The sequence below is a fragment of the Acinetobacter sp. Ver3 genome (genome assembly GCF_000632455.1).
GTDB lineage: Bacteria > Pseudomonadota > Gammaproteobacteria > Pseudomonadales > Moraxellaceae > Acinetobacter.
In genome coordinates this window covers 1-20,048 of the sequence record NZ_JFYL01000048.1, presented here as the reverse complement: position 1 = coordinate 20,048, position 20,048 = coordinate 1, and the positions used below count along the sequence as shown (strand labels likewise).

Below are 20,048 nucleotides of genomic sequence, written 5' to 3'. Positions count from 1 at the left end.
AGCTGAAAATGGTGTAATCAGCCCAACAACTCAAGCTGAATTACAAGCGATCAAAGAAGAATTGAATGCGTTGAAAGGTACAGCACAAGGCTTGGTTGATGCATTACCTGCATCAGCATAAAGATGATCTAGATGCTCGTTTAGATGCTCTGGATACAGCAGTACCGGCAGTGAACGATTTAGATAACAATGGTATTGTCGATGATCTTCAAGAAATAGTACTTCCAGCGGATAACTCAGTTAATTTCATTCCTGAAGTGATTAACCCGACTACTAAATTACCTTCAGCAGAACAACAACTTGAAGATAAAACTGCATTTGCGGTAGCAAGTGTTGGCTTGGGTGCAGTGCTCGAAGCTAATGTTTTAACAGAAGTTCTTCAAAATTCATTAACAGTAGATGTTGCTGATGGGACAGTTCGCAACTTAACATTGAAATCACAATCAGGTGGTGTTTCGATCGTCTCGATGTACGATCTTAAAATTTATCAATTTGATGAAGAAACTGGTCAATACAAAGAGTACATGACTGAGAAACAATGGTTGAAAGCTTATTTACTGGCTGGTGTTTCTGAAGAATTGAACGTGAGCCTTCCTGAAGGTAAATATATTGTATTCTTAACACCTTCTGTTGGGGTAACAGTATTAAGTGGTTATACATTGAAGGTATTGAATGACATTATTCTGGATTATAATGAAGTTGTGTCAGTCGATGGCGAAGCAACTGGTAATGTAATCACAGATGCAGATGCTGTTGATGGTCAGGATGTACTGCCAACTGGTACGATTGTAGAGTCAGTTATGGCTGGTTCTAATGCAGCAATTACGTTGAATAGTAATTCTGAAACCGCGATCGAAGGTAAATTTGGTACGTTATTTATTAATCAAGACGGAAGCTATCGTTACGAGATTAATGAAGACTTTAAAGGCCCATTCGGGCAAGTAGATGAGTTTACCTATTACGTTAAAACAGAACTAGGTAATACAGCTTCTGCGAAGCTTAATATATCGATTGATAATAAAGTTGTTGAGGTAAAACAATCAGAAATCAACGACACTGTTATCATCAATCCACTTCCTGAAATTAAAGATATCACTGGTGAAGTGCCTAAATTAACAAATGTTAAAGTGTTAGATGTAAGTTTGTTAGATCCAGTTATTAAAGCTGGTGCAGTTGATTTATCTTCGTTCATGAATTTCACAGTGAATGAAAATAATGTTCGTGAAATGACTTTCCAAGGCGATGGCGGCGGTGTAAGTTTAACTTCATACTCTTTATTTATTTATAAGTTCAATGCTGATACCAATGAATATGTCCAAGTTCACAGCATAAATAACTGGTACACAGTAATTTTAGGTGGTAAATCTGATGAAGTTACACTTAAATTTACAGAGGGTGACTATTATGCAGTGACTGTTCCAACAGGACTTAGTGTACTTGGTGGATCTGGTCTATATGTTAATAAAGACACACTTTATGATTATTCGACTGTTAAAACAGACAATGATTTTGTCGGTCAAACTTCAGGTCAGATTGAATTAGCTAATGGGTCAGAAATCATTATTGCTGGTAATACTCAGCTTGTTGAAGAAACAGAACTTCAAGGTGTGTATGGTAAATTAATTCTCAATAAGGACGGAACTTACCAATACTTCGTAAATAAACCTAGTGAAGGCACAAGCTTACCATATGGTGAAATCGAGACATTTACTTATGTCATTAAAGATCAGAATGGAAATAGTTCACTCGAAACGTTAACGATTAAAATTGATTTAGCTGTTGCTCAAGATGATTTTGAAGAATCTGAAATTGTAATCCAAAATAAATCAGAAACTATTGTAAATGATACAATTTTAGATATTGGTCTGGCTCAACGTACTATCGATGCTAAATTTGCAATAGCTGAAAACTCAGTCAGTACAGTTGCAATTTCTTTTGAAAGTACTCTATCTTTAACTTCATCACGCAGTATTAGTTACACAGTGAAAAATGCAGCTGGCACTGTAGTTAAGACTGGTGAGTTAAATGCTGTTACTGGAAAAGTATTACAGTTAAATGATCTTCCCGCTGGTGTATATACTGTACAAGCTAATCTTGTTAATCCTGGACTTGCTTATTTCGAGGACTCTACAATCACGTTTAATACAACGTACTTGAATGAATTTACTCCAGTTGCTTTAGAACCAGTTATTGGAAACGTTTCTAATAATGATGACGGTTTAAATTCTATTATTTCTTATACTATTAATGGATTAACGACGTCGACTTATAGTGGTAATCCTAGTGTAACTGTCGAAGGTAAATTTGGTACTCTTGTTTTCAATAATGATGGTAGCTATACGTATACACCATCAGGAAAAGGATTTGGTAAAGAAGAATTTAGCTATACTGTTTCGACAGTTGGTGGAACGACTTCAACAGCTACTTTAAGCTTTGATGTAAACAAATCATTTACAAGTTCGAAATTTAATGACGCATTCACTGGAAGTGATATCGCGGATAAATTAATCTTCAACTTACTTGATGAAGCCGATGCAACGGGTGGAAATGGTTTTGATACGTGGTCAGATTTCGAAGCAGGTGTCGATGTAATTGATGTATCTCAACTATTTGTTGATGCTAATACTTCAACTACATTCTCAACAGATTCGACTGATCAAGTTGCGGATATCTTAAGTAAATATATCACTGTTAAAGATTCTGTAATTTCAATCGATCGCGATGGTGAAGGTACACAATTTGAAGCTACTCAATTGTTGAATATTGGTCCTCAAAATGCAGATCTGACGTTGGAGCAGTTACTTCAAAACGGTCAAATCATTTATTAATTCTTTAAAAATACGCATACTACGGTATGCGTTTTATCAAAAAAGGCGAAATAATGTTTCGCCTTTTTTATGGCAATTTAATCTTTTAATTCAGGAGGGAAACCATCTTCAGTCAAAACTTCAGCGATTTTTTCAAAGCTATATGTTGTACGAATATCTGCAATTTTGTTGGCAACATCTACATTGACGCTTGCATTAGGATCAAGTGACAATACAGATGCAGTGACACCTTTAGCACAACCCGAACAACTAATATTTTCAATAAATAATTTCATAATAACCTCTTGCGTTAGTTAACATCTATCACTGTCACGATTGAATATGTTCAATTTTATTCAGAATACTGCAGTTTGAAGTCGAATCATTAGAGCACATCTGACTCGCAGCCTTTAATTTTAAAATCATTGATTGCATCGAATGAATTTGTTCTGTCAAAAAATGGATATGTTGATCTGTAATTTTTTTCACATCAGCACTTTTTCTGTCAGGATTTTTCCAAAGCTCAACTAAACTTTTGATTTGATCGATCGAAAAACCAAGATCTTTAGCATGTTTAATAAAACTTAAAGTCGAAAGGTCTTGCTCTGTGTAAACACGATAACCGCTAGCGCTTCTGATCGGAACAGAAATGAGATCGATTTTTTCGTAATATCGAATCATTTTAGCAGTTAAGCCTGAACGTCGTGCTAATTCGCCAATATTCATGATCTTTCCTTTGTTTTAAGCTGCTAATTTAATTTCAAAGTTTTGAGTCTTAAGGCATTCGCTAATACAAATACCGAAGAAAGTGCCATTGCGATTGCGGCTAAAACAGGTGAGAGCAGGATACCAGTCAGGGGGTAAAGTACGCCTGCAGCAATCGGAATCAGACAAATATTGTATAAAAAAGCCCAGAACAGATTTTGATGAATATTTCTAATGGTCATTTCGCTTAATTTGATGGCTTTAGATAAGTTATTCAAATTTGATGACATTAAAATAAGGTCAGCCGTTTCAATGGCGACATCTGTACCTGAACCTATCGCAATACCGACTTGAGCTTGCGCAAGTGCTGGAGCATCATTAATCCCATCACCAACAAAAGCAACATTTCCATATCGGGTTTGAAGGGTCTCAACAATGTTTAACTTTTGATGTGGTTTGACCTGTGCATAAACTGCATTGATATTAAGTTGATTCGCCACATATTGCGCTGCATTTTGATGATCGCCAGTAATCAAAGCAATGTGCTTGTCGTTCTTTTTAAGTTGAGTCATAACCTCGTAGGTTTCAGGTCTTAATTGATCCGTGATTAAAATAATTGATGCAAGCTCACCATCGATCGAGACCGCGATGGGTGTTTGAGCTTCATCTAGTAATCTTTGATGGTGGGAGAGTGCATGAGAGATCTTAGCGTTTTCTCGAGTAATAAATTCTACAGATCCAATTTTAATATCCTGATCATCCAATTGTGCTTGAATGCCGAATCCTGAAATACTCTTAAATTCTGAAATTTCGATCATCTTTACATGATGATCGGATGCATATTGAACAATCGCTTTAGCAATTGGGTGCTCGGAATGATATTCAACGGATGCAACAGTTTGTAGAACCTGTTGATGTGTAAATGGTGCGAAAATCTCGATATGACTAATCGCAGGTTGCCCTATTGTTAATGTTCCAGTTTTATCAAATGCAAATGTTGAAATTTCTCGAAGTTTTTGAAGTGAAGTCGCATTTTTAAATAAAATTCCGTGTTCAGCAGCACGTCCCGTCGCAACCATTATCGACATCGGGGTTGCAAGTCCCATCGCACAAGGGCATGCAATAATCAAAACAGAAACGGCATTAATCAACGCATAGCTGAGATTAGGTTCAGGTCCAATCACTAGCCACGCGATGAAAGTAATCATCGAAATCAAGAGGATAACTGGAACAAACCATAAGGTGACTTTATCGACTAAAGATTGTATGGGGAGCTTTTGTGTCTGAGCATTTTCAACCAACTGAATAATTGAAGATAAAATGCTACTTTCAGAAGAATGTTTGGTTTTAATGACAAGAAATCCATTTTGATTGAGGGTTCCACCAACAACTTCTGAACCCATCAATTTGTGGATTGGAAAAGATTCTCCACTGATCATTGACTCATCTACAAAGCCTTCACCTGAAATAACCACGCCATCTACAGGAATTTTTTCACCAGGCCGAACTTCAACCTGCATACCGATTGTAATTTTATCAATCGATATATCTTTAGTCTGGAGGTCAGATACTCTAACTCGCGCTGTTTTAGGTTGTAAGCCAATCAGATGTTGAATCGCTGCAGAAGTTCGACCTTTAGCTCGTGCTTCTAGATATTTGCCTAACAAAATAAATGTAATAATGAGTGTTGCAGGCTCGTAATAGACATGTACTGACTGTTGTGGCAATAAACTTGGAAAGAACGTAGCAACAATAGAATATAAATAGGCAGCTCCTGATCCTAAACTCACCAAAGAATTCATGTCAGGATGTAAATTTATCAGTGACTTGATACCTTGTGTGAAAAAATGCCGTCCAGGTATAAAAATAACTAAAGTCGCAAGAATAAATTGGAATAACCAACTCTGATTCTGACTGATGTAAGTACCTATAAAATGATGAAATGAAGGCAAGAGGTGCGAGCCCATTTCAATGATAAATATAGGTAAACTGAGTACAAGTGCGATAATAAAATGCTTGAGAATTTTTTTTGATTCAAGTTCGCGATTTGGAAGTGCTGTGATCGTTTGCTGTTCAAGTACAGCTTCAAACCCTGATCTTTCAATACGCTCAATAACTTGATCAACAGGAACTTGATAAAGTAGATCAATGCTTGCTATCTCAGTTGCCAAACTTACTTGTGCTGCTAATACACCTGGTATTTTTAATAAAGAACGTTCAACTCGGCTCACACATGCAGCACAAGTCATGCCTAAAATTTTTAATTTTATTGTTGCCCATTTTTTAGTGTTAAAACCTGTTTTATTTACGGCTTGAATGATTTGTTGATCTTGTACATCTGTTGTTAACTCAATTTGTGCTATTTCAGTGGCGAGGTTTACGCTGGCATCTTGAATACCTTCGACTTTTTTTAATGAGTTTTCAACTCGGCTTACACAAGCAGCACAGGTCATTCCTTCAATTTTGATTTGAATAGATTTAGTTGAAGTAGATGACATACTTAACTCCATATGCTGATTGAAATAAGGTCATGATCATTCTAAACCTTCCCATTATGGTAAGGTCAATAAGATTTGTTTCTTGTTTCATCATTACTGATTGGAATCCAAATTAGGCGTATGTTCTTTCCTCACTTAAATTAAAAACAATATTCCAAAAATCCATTTAAATTGAATAAATTTTCTTAAATAAAAAATCATCAAAACAAATCAGAATAAAAAATAACCAACAAAAAGAATTATCGATATGATCTAAAGCATTCAATTTAATTGATTAACAATCTTCAAAATTTCAGATATTTATAAAAAATGGGTAATGATATGAATGATAAATTAAGTTTTGGTTTATTCGCGATTTTATTGAGTACCGTGGCATTAAGTTCTAATGCGCACAGCGCAGATTATAAATGGAAGATAAGAGGTGCGATTAGCAATATTGATCCCACATCTTCTCCAGGTAGTATTTTTAATCAAACAGCACCCGTCACAATAGATGATGCTTGGGGAGTCACTGGCACGATCTCTTATTTTTATACACCAAATATTGCATTTGATGTATTAGTCGGTTTGCCACCAGAGCATAAAATTAATGTTGCTGGTAATGAAGTCGCAAAAACAAAACATTTACCTCCAATTTTCAGTGTGCAATATCACTTCTTACCCAATGAAAAGTTACAACCTTATGTGGGTCTGGGCTTAAATTACACCTATTTTTTTAATGACCGATTATATAGTGGTGATAAGTTCGATCTCTCAGATTCTTTTGGTTGGGCTGGTCAAATAGGCGTAGATTACCAATTGAACCCTCAATGGAGTGTTGGTACTGATATCCGATATGCGGATATCAAAACTGATGTAAAAGTAAATGGAGAAAAGGTAGGAAGTGTGGATGTAGATCCAACGGTGTATAGTTTAAATATCGGATATAGATTCTAAATATTAGGGTTTAAAAAAGGAGTCATTGATAAGACTCCTTTTTTATAAATATCAACAACAACCTTCAATTAGCCATTGATGATCCCAGTAACACCAGTCACGATCATATCAATGGCAATCGTACCGATAAGCAATGCAGCAACACGACCCACGATATCTACATATAAGTCGATATAATTAGAATATTTATGCTGTAAATTATCATGCAAATATTTCATTAATATCAAAAGACTACAGGTTAAGAATAAGGTCATAAAGATGACTGTGATCGTCTGCCATAAACTTAATTGAATGCCAGTGATTACAGATGCAGAGATTGTTCCTGGACCGATCATAAAAGGCATGGCGATCGTACCAGCCAAATGGTTTGGTGCTCCACGCATGACCCCAATCGTATCAGCACCTTCAAATACATAACGATAACCAATCACCAAGAAAATGATTCCACCAAAAATTTGGAAAGATTCAAATCGTGCATGAAGTACATCATTAAAAAAGGCTTCACCTGTTTTAGCAAAAATGACAAAAACCACAAAGCTAATCAAACTACCTTGGATCAGGGCCATATTAAAAACTTTTGCATCTGAATTTCGAATAATCCCAAGCATATAAATGCTCATTAAAAAGGGATTAAGCAACGAAAAAAATAGAGCAAAGGCGTTTAGACTTTCTGACATGGTCATTTTCCTTGTTTAGATGAGCTACTACTAACTAAATGTCACGATCAGGAAATTGTGGACGTTTACCTGGACTGATTCGGTTAATATGAAGGTACATCATATGACGTTCATATTTGTCCAAAATGTCGTTAATCACTTGTTCTTTGTTGTAACCGACCAAATCATTACCTTGTGAACCTTCAAACAAGTAACTTTCTAACCGATAGTAATAACGCTTTGTTCGTTTAGCACGGGTACTAAAGTTAGGGGTGTCATAACGAACGGGCCAAATCTCATATACGAAATTTTCTTCTTCATTCAAGTGAATAATGAGGTCCAAATGATAAAGCTCAGCATTATCTTCAAGAGGCTTAGTATTCACATCGACTTTGACACCTTTGGATAAAAGTTCCTGTGCCACGGCATCCATTGCAGGTTTACACACGTCATCTAACATTTTTAATGTTTGTTCATGGCTTGGGTGCAGCATTACGCGACTGAGTCGCTTTTTCCAATTGAGAATATCCACATTGCCCACGACTGGCGCAGCATTTAAGCTAGTACTGGCTTGTCTGAAATCTTCCAATCTCAAGGATTTGTACAAACCCGCCATCACAAAGAATATGACAAAGCTAAAAGGCAGACCCATGATGATGGTTGTGTTCTGTAAGGCAGTAATACCATTTGCCATCAGCATCGCTAAGGTTAATAAACCAATGGCTATAGCCCAAAATACGCTAAGCCATCTTGGAGAGTCATGCTCGATATTGGTGAATTTTGTCGTGAAATTACCCAAAACAAGAGCGCCTGAGTCTGCAGAAGTAACGTAAAATAATAATCCTGTAATTGTTGCTATACCTGCTAAGAAGGTAAAACCAGGATATTGTGCAAGTAGGTCATAGAAACCATGCGCTGGATTTTCTAAAACGGTAGTTGCGAGTTGCGCATTGCCATCAAAAATTACATTGTGAAGCGCACTATTTCCAAAGATGGATAGCCAAGTCAGTGTAAATAGTAGCGGAATAATCAACGTACCAAATACAAATTCACGAATGGTACGACCACGAGAAATACGTGCTAAAAACAGACCAACAAATGGCGACCATGCAATCCACCAAGCCCAAAAGAAAAGCGTCCAACTGTTCATCCATTCTTTAGGTTGTTCGAATGGAAAACTCATTAAACTCAATTTTGGGAATTGACTGAGGTAATCACCTAAATTTTGGATTAAGCCTGCGAGTAAGAATTCTGTATTACCAATCAAAAGAATAAAGAGGAGTAACCCAATCGAGACATAGATATTGATTTCAGAAAGAACTCGAATCCCTTTATTCACACCTGCCGTTACTGAGATGACAGTAATAACCACCGCGATCCCGATTAGACCAGCTTGAATCCACAAATTTTCAGGTAGATCGAAGAGAACATGAAGACCATAATTGAGTTGTACGACACCAATACCACAGGTAGTCGCGATACCAAAAATCGTACCTAAGACGGCAGCTGTATCTACAGTGTGACCTATAGGACCGTTAATTTTTTTTCCAAAAATAGGGTAGAGAGCTGAACGGATCGTAAGGGGAAGGTTATAACGATAGCTGAAGTAACCTAAGGCTACACCAACCAATGCATACATGCTCCAACCAGTTAAACCATAATGAAACAAGGTCCATACCATGGACTGACGTGCTGCTTCAAAGGTTTGTCCTTCACCTACAGGTGGGTTCATGTAATGCGATAAAGGTTCAGCCACGGAAAAGAACATGAGATCAATACCAATACCCGCAGAAAAGAGCATTGCAGACCAACTCAATAAACTAAATTCAGGCTTAGAGTGTTTAGGTCCTAATTTAATTTCGCCGTATCGAGAGCATGCGATAAATACAATAAAGACAAAATAGAGTGTCGCAGCCAACAGGTAATACCAACTAAAGGTTCTGCTTACCCAATCGAGGGTTTGTGTAATGACGTTATTAGCAGCTTCATTAAACAAAATTGTGGTGATCGAAAACAAAAGTATCAATGATGCTGATACATAGAACACGACCTTATTCAAACTATCCTGCGTTTGATCATTTTTGTTATGCATAAATCAGTGACCATTCAATGAGTAATGAAATGATCTACAGCGCAGTTCGATTTATATCCTGATAGAAGCTTGCTTGATCCACAATTACAAACTTTTGCAAATACAAAACAAACTGAGCTGTACATCATGGAAGTAATAGCACTATAATTTTTATTGATTGAACGTTCAATTAAAAAAACGTTTACTAATGTTACAGCGTTCTTATTGATAAACGCTGATTATAATCTCCTGTAGGTTTAGGTCATCTTATGCCAAAAGTTGGTATGCAACCCATTCGTCGTCAACAATTGATTGATGCTACTCTCTCCACTGTAAATGAGCTCGGTTTTGCTGATGCATCCATTCAACAGATTGCGCAAAGAGCAGGTGTCTCCACGGGTATTATTAGTCATTATTTTGGTGGCAAGAATGGATTGATTGAGGCAACCATGCGCTATTTACTACAGCAACTTGGAGAAAGTGTAAGGGATCTAAAATCAGAGGTTGGACATTCTCCAGAAGATCGTTTAATGGCGATTGTTAAAGCGAATTTTGCAACTCCTCAGACCAATCAAGCCGCGATGAAAGTATGGCTCGCGTTTTGGGCTATTAGTTTGCATCAACCCGATCTACACCGATTACAGCAAGTGAATCACTGTCGGCTACATTCAAATTTAAAACATGAGTTTTTAAAACGTTTAAGCCCCCTAAAAGCTGAGCAAGCAGCTCAAGGGTTGGCTGCATTAATTGATGGGTTCTGGTTAAGGGGCGCATTAACAAGAAGTGAGATTGATACTGATCTTTCTATCCGTCTTTGCCATGCCTTTATCCAGCAGCAACTTACACAATAATTTTTAATATTTACTATATCTGAGGCTAATCGTATGAATAAATTCCCATTACAACGTCCTTATATTCATGGACAATTCGTCGATGCTCAATCAGGTCAAACTTTTGATTCGATTAATCCAGCCACGGGGCAAGTTCTCGCGACCATTCAAGCATGTTCTCAACAGGATGTGGATCAAGCCATTCTATCTGCCAAACAAGGACAGAAAGTTTGGGCTGAAATGACTTATATGCAGCGTTCAAGAATTTTAAATAAAGCTGTAGCTATTTTACGTGAAAGAAATGATGAACTTGCCACCATTGAGTCCTTAGATAGTGGTAAAGCATATAGTGAAACATCGACTGTAGATATTGTGACAGGGGCTGATGTACTCGAATACTACGCTGGAATTTTACCTGTACTCGAGGGTCAACAGATTCCTTTAAGAACAGATTCATTTGTCTATACACGCCGTGAACCTTTGGGAATTGTAGCTGGTATAGGAGCATGGAATTATCCAATTCAAATTGCCTTATGGAAGTCAGCACCTGCTTTGGCGGCGGGGAATGCAATGATTTTCAAAGCCAGCGAGATTACCCCCTTAACAGCCTTTAAATTGGCAGAAATTTATACCGAAGCTGGAGTGCCAGATGGGGTATTCAATGTTGTAACAGGGGGCGGTGATATTGGTGCCTATTTAAGCCAGCATGTAGATATTGCGAAAATTTCATTTACTGGTGGTGTGAGCACTGGAAAAAAAGTGATGGCTCAAGCTGCTGAATCGAGTCTTAAAGAAGTCACGATGGAGTTGGGTGGGAAGTCACCATTAATTATTTGTGAAGATGCTGATTTAGACTTAGCTGCAGATATTGCAATGATGGCAAATTTCTATAGTTCTGGACAGGTTTGTACGAATGGGACACGAGTATTTATTCCAGAATCATTACAGCCAAAATTTGAAGAAAAGCTATTAGAACGTATTCCTTATATCCGCTTAGGTAATCCGCTAGATCCAGAAACAAATTTTGGACCAGTATCTAGCTTTGCACATATGAATAAAATTTTGGCATTCATCGATTCTGCTAAAAGGGAGGGAGCACGTTTAGTGTGTGGTGGTTCTAGAGCAACAGGTGATCATTTAAAAAATGGTGCTTTTGTACTGCCTACAATCTTCAGTGATTGTCGAGATGAGATGACCATTGTTCAAGAGGAAATCTTCGGTCCTGTGATGAGTATTTTGACATATACATCAGAAGAAGAAGTGATTCGTCGCGCTAATAATACTTCTTATGGATTGGCTGCTGGCGTGGTTACCCCTGATATTGTCAAAGCACATCGAATCATCCACCAAATTGAAGCAGGTATATGTTGGATCAATACGTGGGGTGAATCGCCAGCTGAAATGCCAGTCGGTGGCTATAAGCATTCTGGTGTAGGAAGAGAGAATGGTTTAACGACTTTACAACACTACACGCAAATCAAATCGGTACAAGTGGAATTAAGTCCATTTCAATCTGTATTTAAAGCCTAAGGAGAACACTATGACATATGATTACATTATCATAGGTGCAGGTTCTGCTGGGAATGTACTTGCAGCGAGACTCACTGAAGATCCAGATATTAAAGTTCTGCTCCTTGAAGCGGGTGGCCCTGACTACCGTTTAGATTTTAGAACTCAAATGCCTGCTGCTTTGGCTTATCCTTTACAAGGTCGACGTTATAATTGGGCATATTTGACCGATCCAGAACCACATATGAATAACCGCCGTATGGAATGTGGGCGTGGTAAAGGTTTAGGTGGTTCATCATTAATTAACGGTATGTGTTATATCCGTGGGAATGCCATGGATTTAGAGCAATGGTCTCAAATGAAAGGACTCAGTCATTGGCGCTATGCTGAATGTTTACCTTACTATAAAAAAGCAGAGTCTAGAGATATTGGTGCAAATGAATATCACGGTGATCAAGGCCCAGTTAGTGTTGCTACGCCAAAGTCAGACAATAATGAGTTATTTCATGCAATGGTTGAAGCGGGTGTGCAAGCTGGATATCCACGTACGGATGATTTAAATGGATACCAACAAGAAGGCTTTGGTCCAATGGATCGTACGGTGACACCTCAAGGCAGACGTTCCAGTACCGCTCGTGGCTATTTAGATATGGCTAAAGGTCGTCAGAATTTAACGATTATTACGCATGCCACAACCAATCGAATCTTATTTGAAAAAAAACAAGCTATCGGTGTTGAATACATTCTTGGTCAAGATGTAACTAATTTACACAAGGTCTATGCTGAGCGAGAAGTATTGCTGTGCGCAGGTGCTATTGCATCGCCTCAAATTTTACAGCGCTCTGGGGTAGGAGCTAAGTCATTATTAGAGTCACTGGATGTAAAGGTTGTGCAAGATTTACCGGGAGTGGGTGAAAATCTGCAAGATCATTTAGAAATGTATCTTCAATACCAATGTAAGAAGCCCGTCAGTCTTTACCCTGCATTAAAATGGTATAACCAACCTAAAATTGGCGCTGAATGGCTGTTTTTGGGTAAAGGAATTGGTGCAAGCAATCAGTTTGAAGCAGGTGGATTCATTCGCTCTAGTGATGAGTTTGAGTGGCCGAATCTCCAGTATCACTTTTTACCAATTGCAATTAACTACAATGGTACCAATGCAATCAATGAACATGGTTTTCAAGCACATGTTGGATCTATGCGATCGCCGTCAAGAGGAAGAATTCGCTTAACCTCGAAAAATCCTTTTGATCATCCGAGCATTTTATTTAACTACATGAGCACTGAACAAGATTGGCGCGAATTCCGTGATGCAGTGAGAATTACACGAGAAATTATGCATCAGCCTGCATTAGATCAGTATCGAGGTAGAGAAATTAGTCCAGGTTCAGCATTAAAAACAGATCAGCAAATTGATGAATTTGTAAAAAATCATGCAGAAACAGCGTATCATCCTTCGTGTAGCTGTAAAATGGGTGAAGATGATTTAGCTGTTGTAGATGGTTACGGTCGTGTCCATGAAATAGATGGGTTGCGAGTGGTCGATGCTTCTATCATGCCGCTGATTATTACTGGTAATCTCAATGCAACGACGATCATGATGGCCGAGAAGATTACAGATCACATTCGTAATCGACCTGCTTTAACCCCTTCAGATGCACCATTTTATCGTGCAGAAACTTCACCCTCATTTTCTTAATTATAAATTTTATGATGATTAAAACGACTCAAGCAGTGCTGTTGAGCACTGCTAGCTTTATTATTTTACCCAGTTATGCAAATTCTACGAATCAAGAAACAAATTCACCAATTCAATTTGATGGATATGTCACATTAACCTCCAAATACATTTCACGTGGTTTAACAAATGCACCAGAAAATGATGACCTCGCAATTCAAACAGGTCTAAACCTCAGTTATAACAACTTCTATGTCGGGTATTGGGGTTCTACACTAGGCTACTCTTATGCTGAACTTCAAGGTGATAAGCGCCGTAAAACTGATAAATTGGAGCACGACTTTATTGTCGGCTACAGTTTTGATACTGGTAGGACAAATTGGAATATTTGGAATGCCACTTATTTCTATCCGAACGCGTCAAATACAACTTCCAATGAAATGGGGGTAACTGCCACACACCAATTCAATGATAAAAACTCTTTATCAACCAGTTTATCTGCATATACATATGATGTCGTGTATGCAAACCAAGGGGATACTTATCTAAACGTAATATATACCCACCAACTCAATGATAAATTATCTGCTACAGCAAGTGCTGCAGCGAGCTATTTTAATGATAATGGGAAATATGAAGGTCTAGAGCTCGGTGATACAAAACGAGAATTTGCTTATCGCTTCTCATCTATCGGGCTAGATTATGCCTTGACACCAGAACTCGGATTGAGTGGACAATATATTTTTGGTGGTAAGAACCGCTATAACGAAAAACAGAAAAATTTAGGTGTAGTGGCTTTCACCTATAGTTTCTAATTTAAGAAAATCTTCAAATGCTTAGGCTTAAATTTTGAATACCAAAATAGCCTAAGCAAAAGTGTAATTTTTAAATTAGACTCATCAATAAATAAAATCTCGACACATAAAAGATTATTAAAAAAACTTATCAACTTAGTATTTATTTAATGAGTAATAGAAGTGAGGATTGACCAAAATAAGGTCATGAATGTCACGAGGAGAGTAAAATTTTACGCAAAATTTTTCAAGAATCTATTTAGAAATAGTTGTTGTGAAAAAAGTTCACTAAGGTTTTTTGAGGTTACATAGATGACTATACTCAAGTACTCAATCATTTCAGCCAAATTCATAAATCAACTAGATACTCATAAGTTATAACTAGTGAAGGGCAATGCATTGAAAAATAGAACTATGAATGTTCATTTTAACCATAAGGTTAGAGTTTTATTCTATCCAATATTAACAAGGGCTTTTGATTGTCATCTTCAGTGATAAACAAAAAATCTAATCTCATTTATTAAGTTTTAATATTTTGAAGAATTTTTTTCTCATCCTTAACGGCGCTATCGGAAAAATAGCAAAGATTTATGAAGAATAGTTTTAATTGTTTTTATTTTATTGCTGTCATCAATATTAAAAATATACCTTATACAAATATCTCCCTAAAATCATTGAACTTATTTCGCTTTTTGAGCCAGTATTAAGAATGCTTTTAACCTAAGTAAAGTGGCTTATCTATGAGTAAAATCTCTAATTTAGATATCAAATTGTACTAAAATTAGTACGAGTCACTCAAAGAAAGCAAAAAAATTAAAATTTCAGCATTAAAAATTCAGAGCTTTAAATGCTAAAGCTCTGAATTTAATAAGTTAACGTGTAATTTTCCACGTTTGATATGAATTATTGCTTTGACATCCAATCATTTGTAGGCGTGCCATACTATTTGCACCATCAGCGGCATCAAGGCATAGACCTGTTTTTAAGTTGATATATTGGCTTGTATGGGGGCTATACATCCATCGTTGACTACTATCATTATTGCACGGCGCAACTTTAACAAAATTATCTTTATCATCGCCCATCAAACACGCATCCCGATGAGTTAAATATAAGCGATGGGTGTGATCCGTACTCAGACGTTGATTACCGTTGTTGGGATCACATGAATACAATCCCATTTGTTGACCACCATTCAAGCTATCTGCACAAAAACCTCGTGCACCATTTTTCAAAATGAACGGTTTTTGCTGGGTGTAATTGGCATTATTCACAGTAGAAATACAAGCAGAATCATCCGTGCAATGCGCTGATGCCACTTGTACACAGTTTCCATAAGTTTTAGTCTTTTGTGATTTAGACTTGATTGAAGAATTTGCTATTGCAGGATAGGTCGCAGAAACAGATGTATGAACATCAGCACAGCTGTTATAGCCATAAATGCCATTGGCTTGTTTGTGTTGTCTGAAATTTTCGGTAAATGTAGTTAGGCTGTCAAAACCACCCCAAGATTGTGGCACATTGATTTTTGCAATTTCAAGTTGTTTACCAGTACTCATGTCTTTAACAAAGGTTGAGACTGTACTGTCATTATTTTTCACTATCTTAAAATTATATTTCGTTCCTTCCTTCCATTCATAAGGTAAGTCACATTGAACGCCATCACCTTCGTGATCGAATTGTCTGCAATACGCAGGGTATCCTGTTTTCCAAGATGTCGCTTTCCAGATTGAGAAATTTAAATATTTCTGATCATTGCTTCGTTGTTGCAATCCAACATAGCCACCATCTCCATGCTTGATAGAAAATTGATTGGCCCAAAATGTATTACCATCATTTCCTGGCTCATTGGTAATGATGATTTGATTTTCAAGTATTGCAAAGCCGTTAGCAGGAATATTGTTCCAATGGTAGTCAGTAGAAACCATTCCGCCTGCAACCACGGCATACGTATTCGAAACTCCAAGTAACAGAGAAGTACTTAAAGTGGTACGAATAATAAGATTGATTAAATTCATTGTTATATGCTCATATGATTATAAAAATTAAGACATAGATTCTTTAGTTTTACTTATGATTCTACAGTGATGAATACAATTTAAAATCACTATAAATAAATTTTATTTAAGTTTAACTAAACATTAAACATATTTAAATGTTATAACATAACGATTATGATTTAGTTACATCAAAAATCAAGATCATTCATTGATTGCAATAAGCGATCAAATGATGTGGTTGAACATGAAAACGAGTAACTCACCATGAATATTGATTCTTCACAACCGTATAAATTACCTGTCACTGTGCTATCTGGATTTCTTGGTGCAGGAAAAACCACACTTTTAAATCATATTTTAAATAATAGAGAAGGAAAACGTGTCGCAGTAATTGTGAACGATATGTCAGAAGTCAATATTGATGCTGCTTTAGTCAGAGAAGGTGGGGCGGAATTATCACGAACGGAAGAAAAACTCGTTGAAATGAGTAATGGATGTATTTGCTGTACTTTGAGAGAAGATTTATTAGTAGAAGTAAGACGATTAGCGGAAGAGAAAAAATTTGATCAACTCGTCATTGAATCTACCGGAATATCAGAGCCTCTACCTGTAGCCGAAACATTTACGTTTGAAGATGAAGACGGCGTATCTCTAAATGAGTACGCTCGTTTAGATACCATGGTGACCGTAGTCGATGCATTCAATTTTTTACGTGATTATCGTTCATATGATCTTCTTCATGATCGTGGCGAATCACTTGGAGAATTTGACCAACGTACTGTTGTGGATTTACTGATAGATCAAATCGAATTTTGTGATGTTATTATTCTAAACAAAACTGATTTAATCGATGAGCATCAGAAGTCCCAGCTTTATGCGATTCTCAAAAAGCTTAACCCTAGAGCAAAAATTGAGTCATCTACATTTGGTCAGGTTGAACTCGATAAAATACTCAACACACAGCTTTTTAATTTTGATGAAGCCTCACAAGCACCTGGTTGGTTAAAAGGGTTGAGAGGAGAGCATAAGCCTGAAACTGAAGAATATGGAATCGAAAGTTTCGTATATAGAGCAAGAAGACCCTTTCACCCACAACGTTTTTACAATTTTATTCATTCAGAATGGAAAGGTGTTATACGCTCAAAAGGATTTTTTTGGCTTGCTGCGGAACCAACAATGGCTATGGCATGGTCAAGCAGGATATTGGTGGGCTTCGGTACCACAAGAGGAATGGCCACAAGATACGCAATTTATTCAGGAAATTGAATCGAGTTGGCATCCAGAAACGGGTGATGCCAGACAGGAAATTGTTTTAATTGGACAAGAGATGGATAAAGAGCAATTAATCCAAAATTTTGATCAATGTTTACTTACTGATTCGGAGATGAGTTTAGGACCAATCGTTTGGTGTAATTTCTTTAATCCATTTGAAGCTGAAAAAGAATTACTCGCCTAAATTGAGCAAGGAATTCCTTAACAAATTAAGAGTAATCTGAGTTCTCCTGCATTTTCTTTTGGAGCACGGTGAACACAAGGAAGTACTTTCTGATCAGGATGATCTACAGCCAAACGCCAGAGATGACCAATTCCTAAATTTAAAGGTGTTGCACCATTTTTAGGTTGATAGTGAAGATCCATATAGGTCTCTTCAAGAAAATCCTCAAACTCATGGTCTTCGCCATCAAACAAGGATTTAATTTTTTGACGGATTTCTGGAATATGAATTTTTTGTTCAACCTCATCATTGGAAATAATATCGCTAGCCGCCTCGTAATAGGTACATAGATATGTATCCGTTGCTAATGGCGATCGATCTACATGAAAAGAATATACATCAGTGCTGATAAAATCCAATTCTTCATCACGCTGATATTCTTTGATTAAGTTTAAAGACGGCGATGCACCCAATTCGGTGAGCAACATTATATCATTAATAATAACGTCTCTCGCTTTGCTTGCAGAGTCTGAAAGTTTGAGTTGCTCTAATTGTGCGATGGAAATTTCAGTAATATCTTCTATGAGTGTAAGTTTTTCAACGATTTCTTTGAAATTGTAATCTAAATGCCTATACCAACATAAAGCATTGACATGGTCTTCAAAAACTTCATTCGCTAATGCTTGGAAAGTATTCACCAATTTGGCTTGAGGATATGAGTGAATGAGTTCGAGCATATGATCTAAAACTTTTTAAAAACATATTATAGCTTTTAGCTCTAGACTTGATAAGACTGGATTTAGATGATTGATCGTTGTCCTATGTAGTAGGAGAGTGGGGCTTCCACCCATAACTACACGCTGTCAACAAAACGATAGATACTCATTAAGGCTATTCTACGATTGGGTCTAAAAGATTAAACATAGCGTGAGTTTTTTTGTTGGCTACAATTTCTGTTTAGCTTTTTGACGGAGAACATACAAATATAAGCTTTCTACTTTTTCACGTGCCCATGGAGTAGTCCGTAGGAATCGTAAAGATGATTTAACACTTGGGTCGATGCAAAAACAACGAATTTCAATTTTACGACTTAATCCTTCAAAGCCTCCGTAGTAATCCAATAACTCATCTAAAATGTCAGCAAGTTTTTTGCCATGTAAAGGGTCATTGGAAGTGTTCATAGTAGATCAACTGAATTGTGTAAGATGAGCATTATAACCTGAGCTAGTTAAAAATTGAGAGCATTGCTTTCTATGCGCAATTAATCATTCAAAATTACAGATTGTGTTTTAGTTTTTTTAATTTTTCAAATTGAATTCTAATCATTAGTTGTTTTATGTCATGTAACAAGACGATAGGTAGTATTGGTGTGCTCTTTAAGATATTGTATTTAAAATAAAATGAAGTTATGCGACTTTATAATGACTTAGCACTTGAGAAAAATATGTCCCAAAAATTTCAAACTAGATTAGAACATCTAATTAGCCAAGGCGAACAGATATCAGCTCAATCTTATCAAAATACAAATGGTTATATGAGCTTTTCACAAGAATCAAAGGATTTATATGTTCAATGGATTTTTAGTTCCAAATCATTACTTAAATTAATTTCTGATAATAAAAAAGCAATTCACTTTGAACTTTTTGATTCAGCTGGAAAGAAAACTCATAGTATGGAAACAGATCCACTTGTTTTAAGACGTCTTATAAGTATCTTAAGGGCAACTCTAGATGACATAAATAGTGGTTGTTTAATCTCTTTTAAACAACTCATACAAGCTGATGTTTTTGATAATGAGCTAGAACAAGCTAAACATTTTTTAGAATCTGGTTATCCAGTTGCAGCTGCTGTGACTGCAGGAGTAGTGCTAGAGTCATCAATTAAAGAAATTTGTAAGAATAATGGCATAGATGTTTACCCTCCAGGTTCGACTAAGCCTAAAAAACTTGATGTTTTAAATGCTGCATTAAAAAACGCTGGTATTTATAACATTCTACAACAAAAGAAAATTACTGCTTTAGCTGATATTCGAAATAATGCAGCTCATGGAAACACTAATCAATTTACGATTGAGGATGTAAAAGATATGATTCGTGATATCGAGCGGTTTTTACTGGAATTTGCTTAGA

The 20,048-nt window shown here is 36.7% G+C and carries 15 protein-coding genes and 1 pseudogene; 8 read left to right on the top strand and 8 right to left on the bottom strand.

Annotated elements, in window-relative coordinates:
- The first annotated feature begins 98 nt into the window (after nucleotides 1-98).
- Nucleotides 99-2,828 (top strand): BapA/Bap/LapF family large adhesin, encoded by a 2,730-nt coding sequence (locus tag CL42_RS11835; RefSeq protein WP_035268663.1) that lies wholly within the window; start codon nucleotides 99-101, stop codon nucleotides 2,826-2,828.
- A gap of 77 nt (nucleotides 2,829-2,905) precedes the next feature.
- Here the strand turns inward: CL42_RS11835 and CL42_RS11830 are convergent, their stop codons facing one another.
- Genes CL42_RS11830 through CL42_RS11820 form a run of 3 tightly spaced genes read right to left on the bottom strand, consistent with a single transcriptional unit; the run spans nucleotide 2,906 to nucleotide 6,022 of the window.
- The gene (locus CL42_RS11830) at nucleotides 2,906-3,103 is read right to left on the bottom strand and encodes a heavy-metal-associated domain-containing protein (RefSeq protein WP_035268662.1); all 198 of its coding nucleotides are present in this window, start codon (nucleotides 3,101-3,103) and stop codon (nucleotides 2,906-2,908) included.
- Between the two features lie 34 nt (nucleotides 3,104-3,137).
- Complete coding sequence (gene cueR / locus CL42_RS11825) at nucleotides 3,138-3,533, bottom strand: Cu(I)-responsive transcriptional regulator (protein WP_035268660.1); 396 nt, start codon at nucleotides 3,531-3,533, stop codon at nucleotides 3,138-3,140.
- 23 nt (nucleotides 3,534-3,556) lie between these two features.
- Nucleotides 3,557-6,022 (bottom strand): heavy metal translocating P-type ATPase, encoded by a 2,466-nt coding sequence (locus CL42_RS11820; RefSeq protein WP_035268658.1) that lies wholly within the window; start codon nucleotides 6,020-6,022, stop codon nucleotides 3,557-3,559.
- Nucleotides 6,023-6,331: 309 nt separating this feature from the next.
- On the opposite strand from CL42_RS11820, the gene CL42_RS11815 reads away from it, so the two are divergent.
- Nucleotides 6,332-6,946, top strand: coding sequence for an OmpW/AlkL family protein (locus CL42_RS11815; RefSeq protein ID WP_035268671.1), 615 nt, complete (start codon nucleotides 6,332-6,334; stop codon nucleotides 6,944-6,946).
- A 68-nt stretch (nucleotides 6,947-7,014) separates the two neighbouring features.
- Here the strand turns inward: CL42_RS11815 and CL42_RS11810 are convergent, their stop codons facing one another.
- The gene (locus CL42_RS11810) at nucleotides 7,015-7,623 is read right to left on the bottom strand and encodes a MarC family protein (RefSeq protein ID WP_035268656.1); all 609 of its coding nucleotides are present in this window, start codon (nucleotides 7,621-7,623) and stop codon (nucleotides 7,015-7,017) included.
- 34 nt (nucleotides 7,624-7,657) lie between these two features.
- Nucleotides 7,658-9,694, bottom strand: a complete 2,037-nt coding sequence (locus tag CL42_RS11805) for a choline transporter (protein ID WP_035268654.1) — start codon at nucleotides 9,692-9,694, stop codon at nucleotides 7,658-7,660.
- 248 nt (nucleotides 9,695-9,942) lie between these two features.
- Here CL42_RS11805 and betI point away from each other — a divergent pair, with 248 nt between their 5' ends.
- Genes betI through CL42_RS11785 form a run of 4 tightly spaced genes read left to right on the top strand, consistent with a single transcriptional unit; the run spans nucleotide 9,943 to nucleotide 14,505 of the window.
- The gene (betI, locus tag CL42_RS11800) at nucleotides 9,943-10,524 is read left to right on the top strand and encodes a transcriptional regulator BetI (RefSeq protein WP_035268653.1); all 582 of its coding nucleotides are present in this window, start codon (nucleotides 9,943-9,945) and stop codon (nucleotides 10,522-10,524) included.
- A 33-nt stretch (nucleotides 10,525-10,557) separates the two neighbouring features.
- Nucleotides 10,558-12,033: a betaine-aldehyde dehydrogenase gene (gene betB, locus CL42_RS11795; protein WP_035268643.1), complete on the top strand. Its 1,476-nt coding sequence runs from the start codon at nucleotides 10,558-10,560 to the stop codon at nucleotides 12,031-12,033.
- Between the two features lie 10 nt (nucleotides 12,034-12,043).
- On the top strand, nucleotides 12,044-13,711 hold the full coding sequence (gene betA, locus CL42_RS11790) for a choline dehydrogenase (RefSeq protein ID WP_035268639.1): 1,668 nt from the start codon (nucleotides 12,044-12,046) through the stop codon (nucleotides 13,709-13,711).
- 14 nt (nucleotides 13,712-13,725) lie between these two features.
- The gene (locus CL42_RS11785) at nucleotides 13,726-14,505 is read left to right on the top strand and encodes a TorF family putative porin (protein ID WP_035268669.1); all 780 of its coding nucleotides are present in this window, start codon (nucleotides 13,726-13,728) and stop codon (nucleotides 14,503-14,505) included.
- Between the two features lie 851 nt (nucleotides 14,506-15,356).
- Here CL42_RS11785 and CL42_RS11780 read toward each other — a convergent pair.
- Nucleotides 15,357-16,502 carry an RICIN domain-containing protein gene (locus CL42_RS11780; RefSeq protein WP_035268636.1) on the bottom strand — a complete coding sequence of 382 codons (1,146 nt, stop codon included), beginning with the start codon at nucleotides 16,500-16,502 and terminating at the stop codon, nucleotides 15,357-15,359.
- 246 nt (nucleotides 16,503-16,748) lie between these two features.
- Between CL42_RS11780 and zigA the strand changes: the two are divergent.
- Nucleotides 16,749-17,940: pseudogene (gene zigA / locus CL42_RS11775) on the top strand (zinc metallochaperone GTPase ZigA).
- Nucleotides 17,941-17,957: 17 nt separating this feature from the next.
- On the opposite strand, the gene CL42_RS11770 reads toward zigA, so the two are convergent.
- Together CL42_RS11770 and CL42_RS11765 are read right to left on the bottom strand one after the other, a co-directional pair.
- Nucleotides 17,958-18,656: a DUF1826 domain-containing protein gene (locus CL42_RS11770; RefSeq protein ID WP_051586603.1), complete on the bottom strand. Its 699-nt coding sequence runs from the start codon at nucleotides 18,654-18,656 to the stop codon at nucleotides 17,958-17,960.
- Nucleotides 18,657-18,863: 207 nt separating this feature from the next.
- Nucleotides 18,864-19,100, bottom strand: coding sequence for a VF530 family DNA-binding protein (locus tag CL42_RS11765; RefSeq protein WP_035268632.1), 237 nt, complete (start codon nucleotides 19,098-19,100; stop codon nucleotides 18,864-18,866).
- A gap of 263 nt (nucleotides 19,101-19,363) precedes the next feature.
- Here CL42_RS11765 and CL42_RS11760 point away from each other — a divergent pair, with 263 nt between their 5' ends.
- Entirely contained in the window at nucleotides 19,364-20,047 is a 684-nt protein-coding gene (locus tag CL42_RS11760) for a DUF4145 domain-containing protein (protein ID WP_035268664.1), read from the top strand.
- Nucleotide 20,048: the final 1 nt, after the last annotated feature.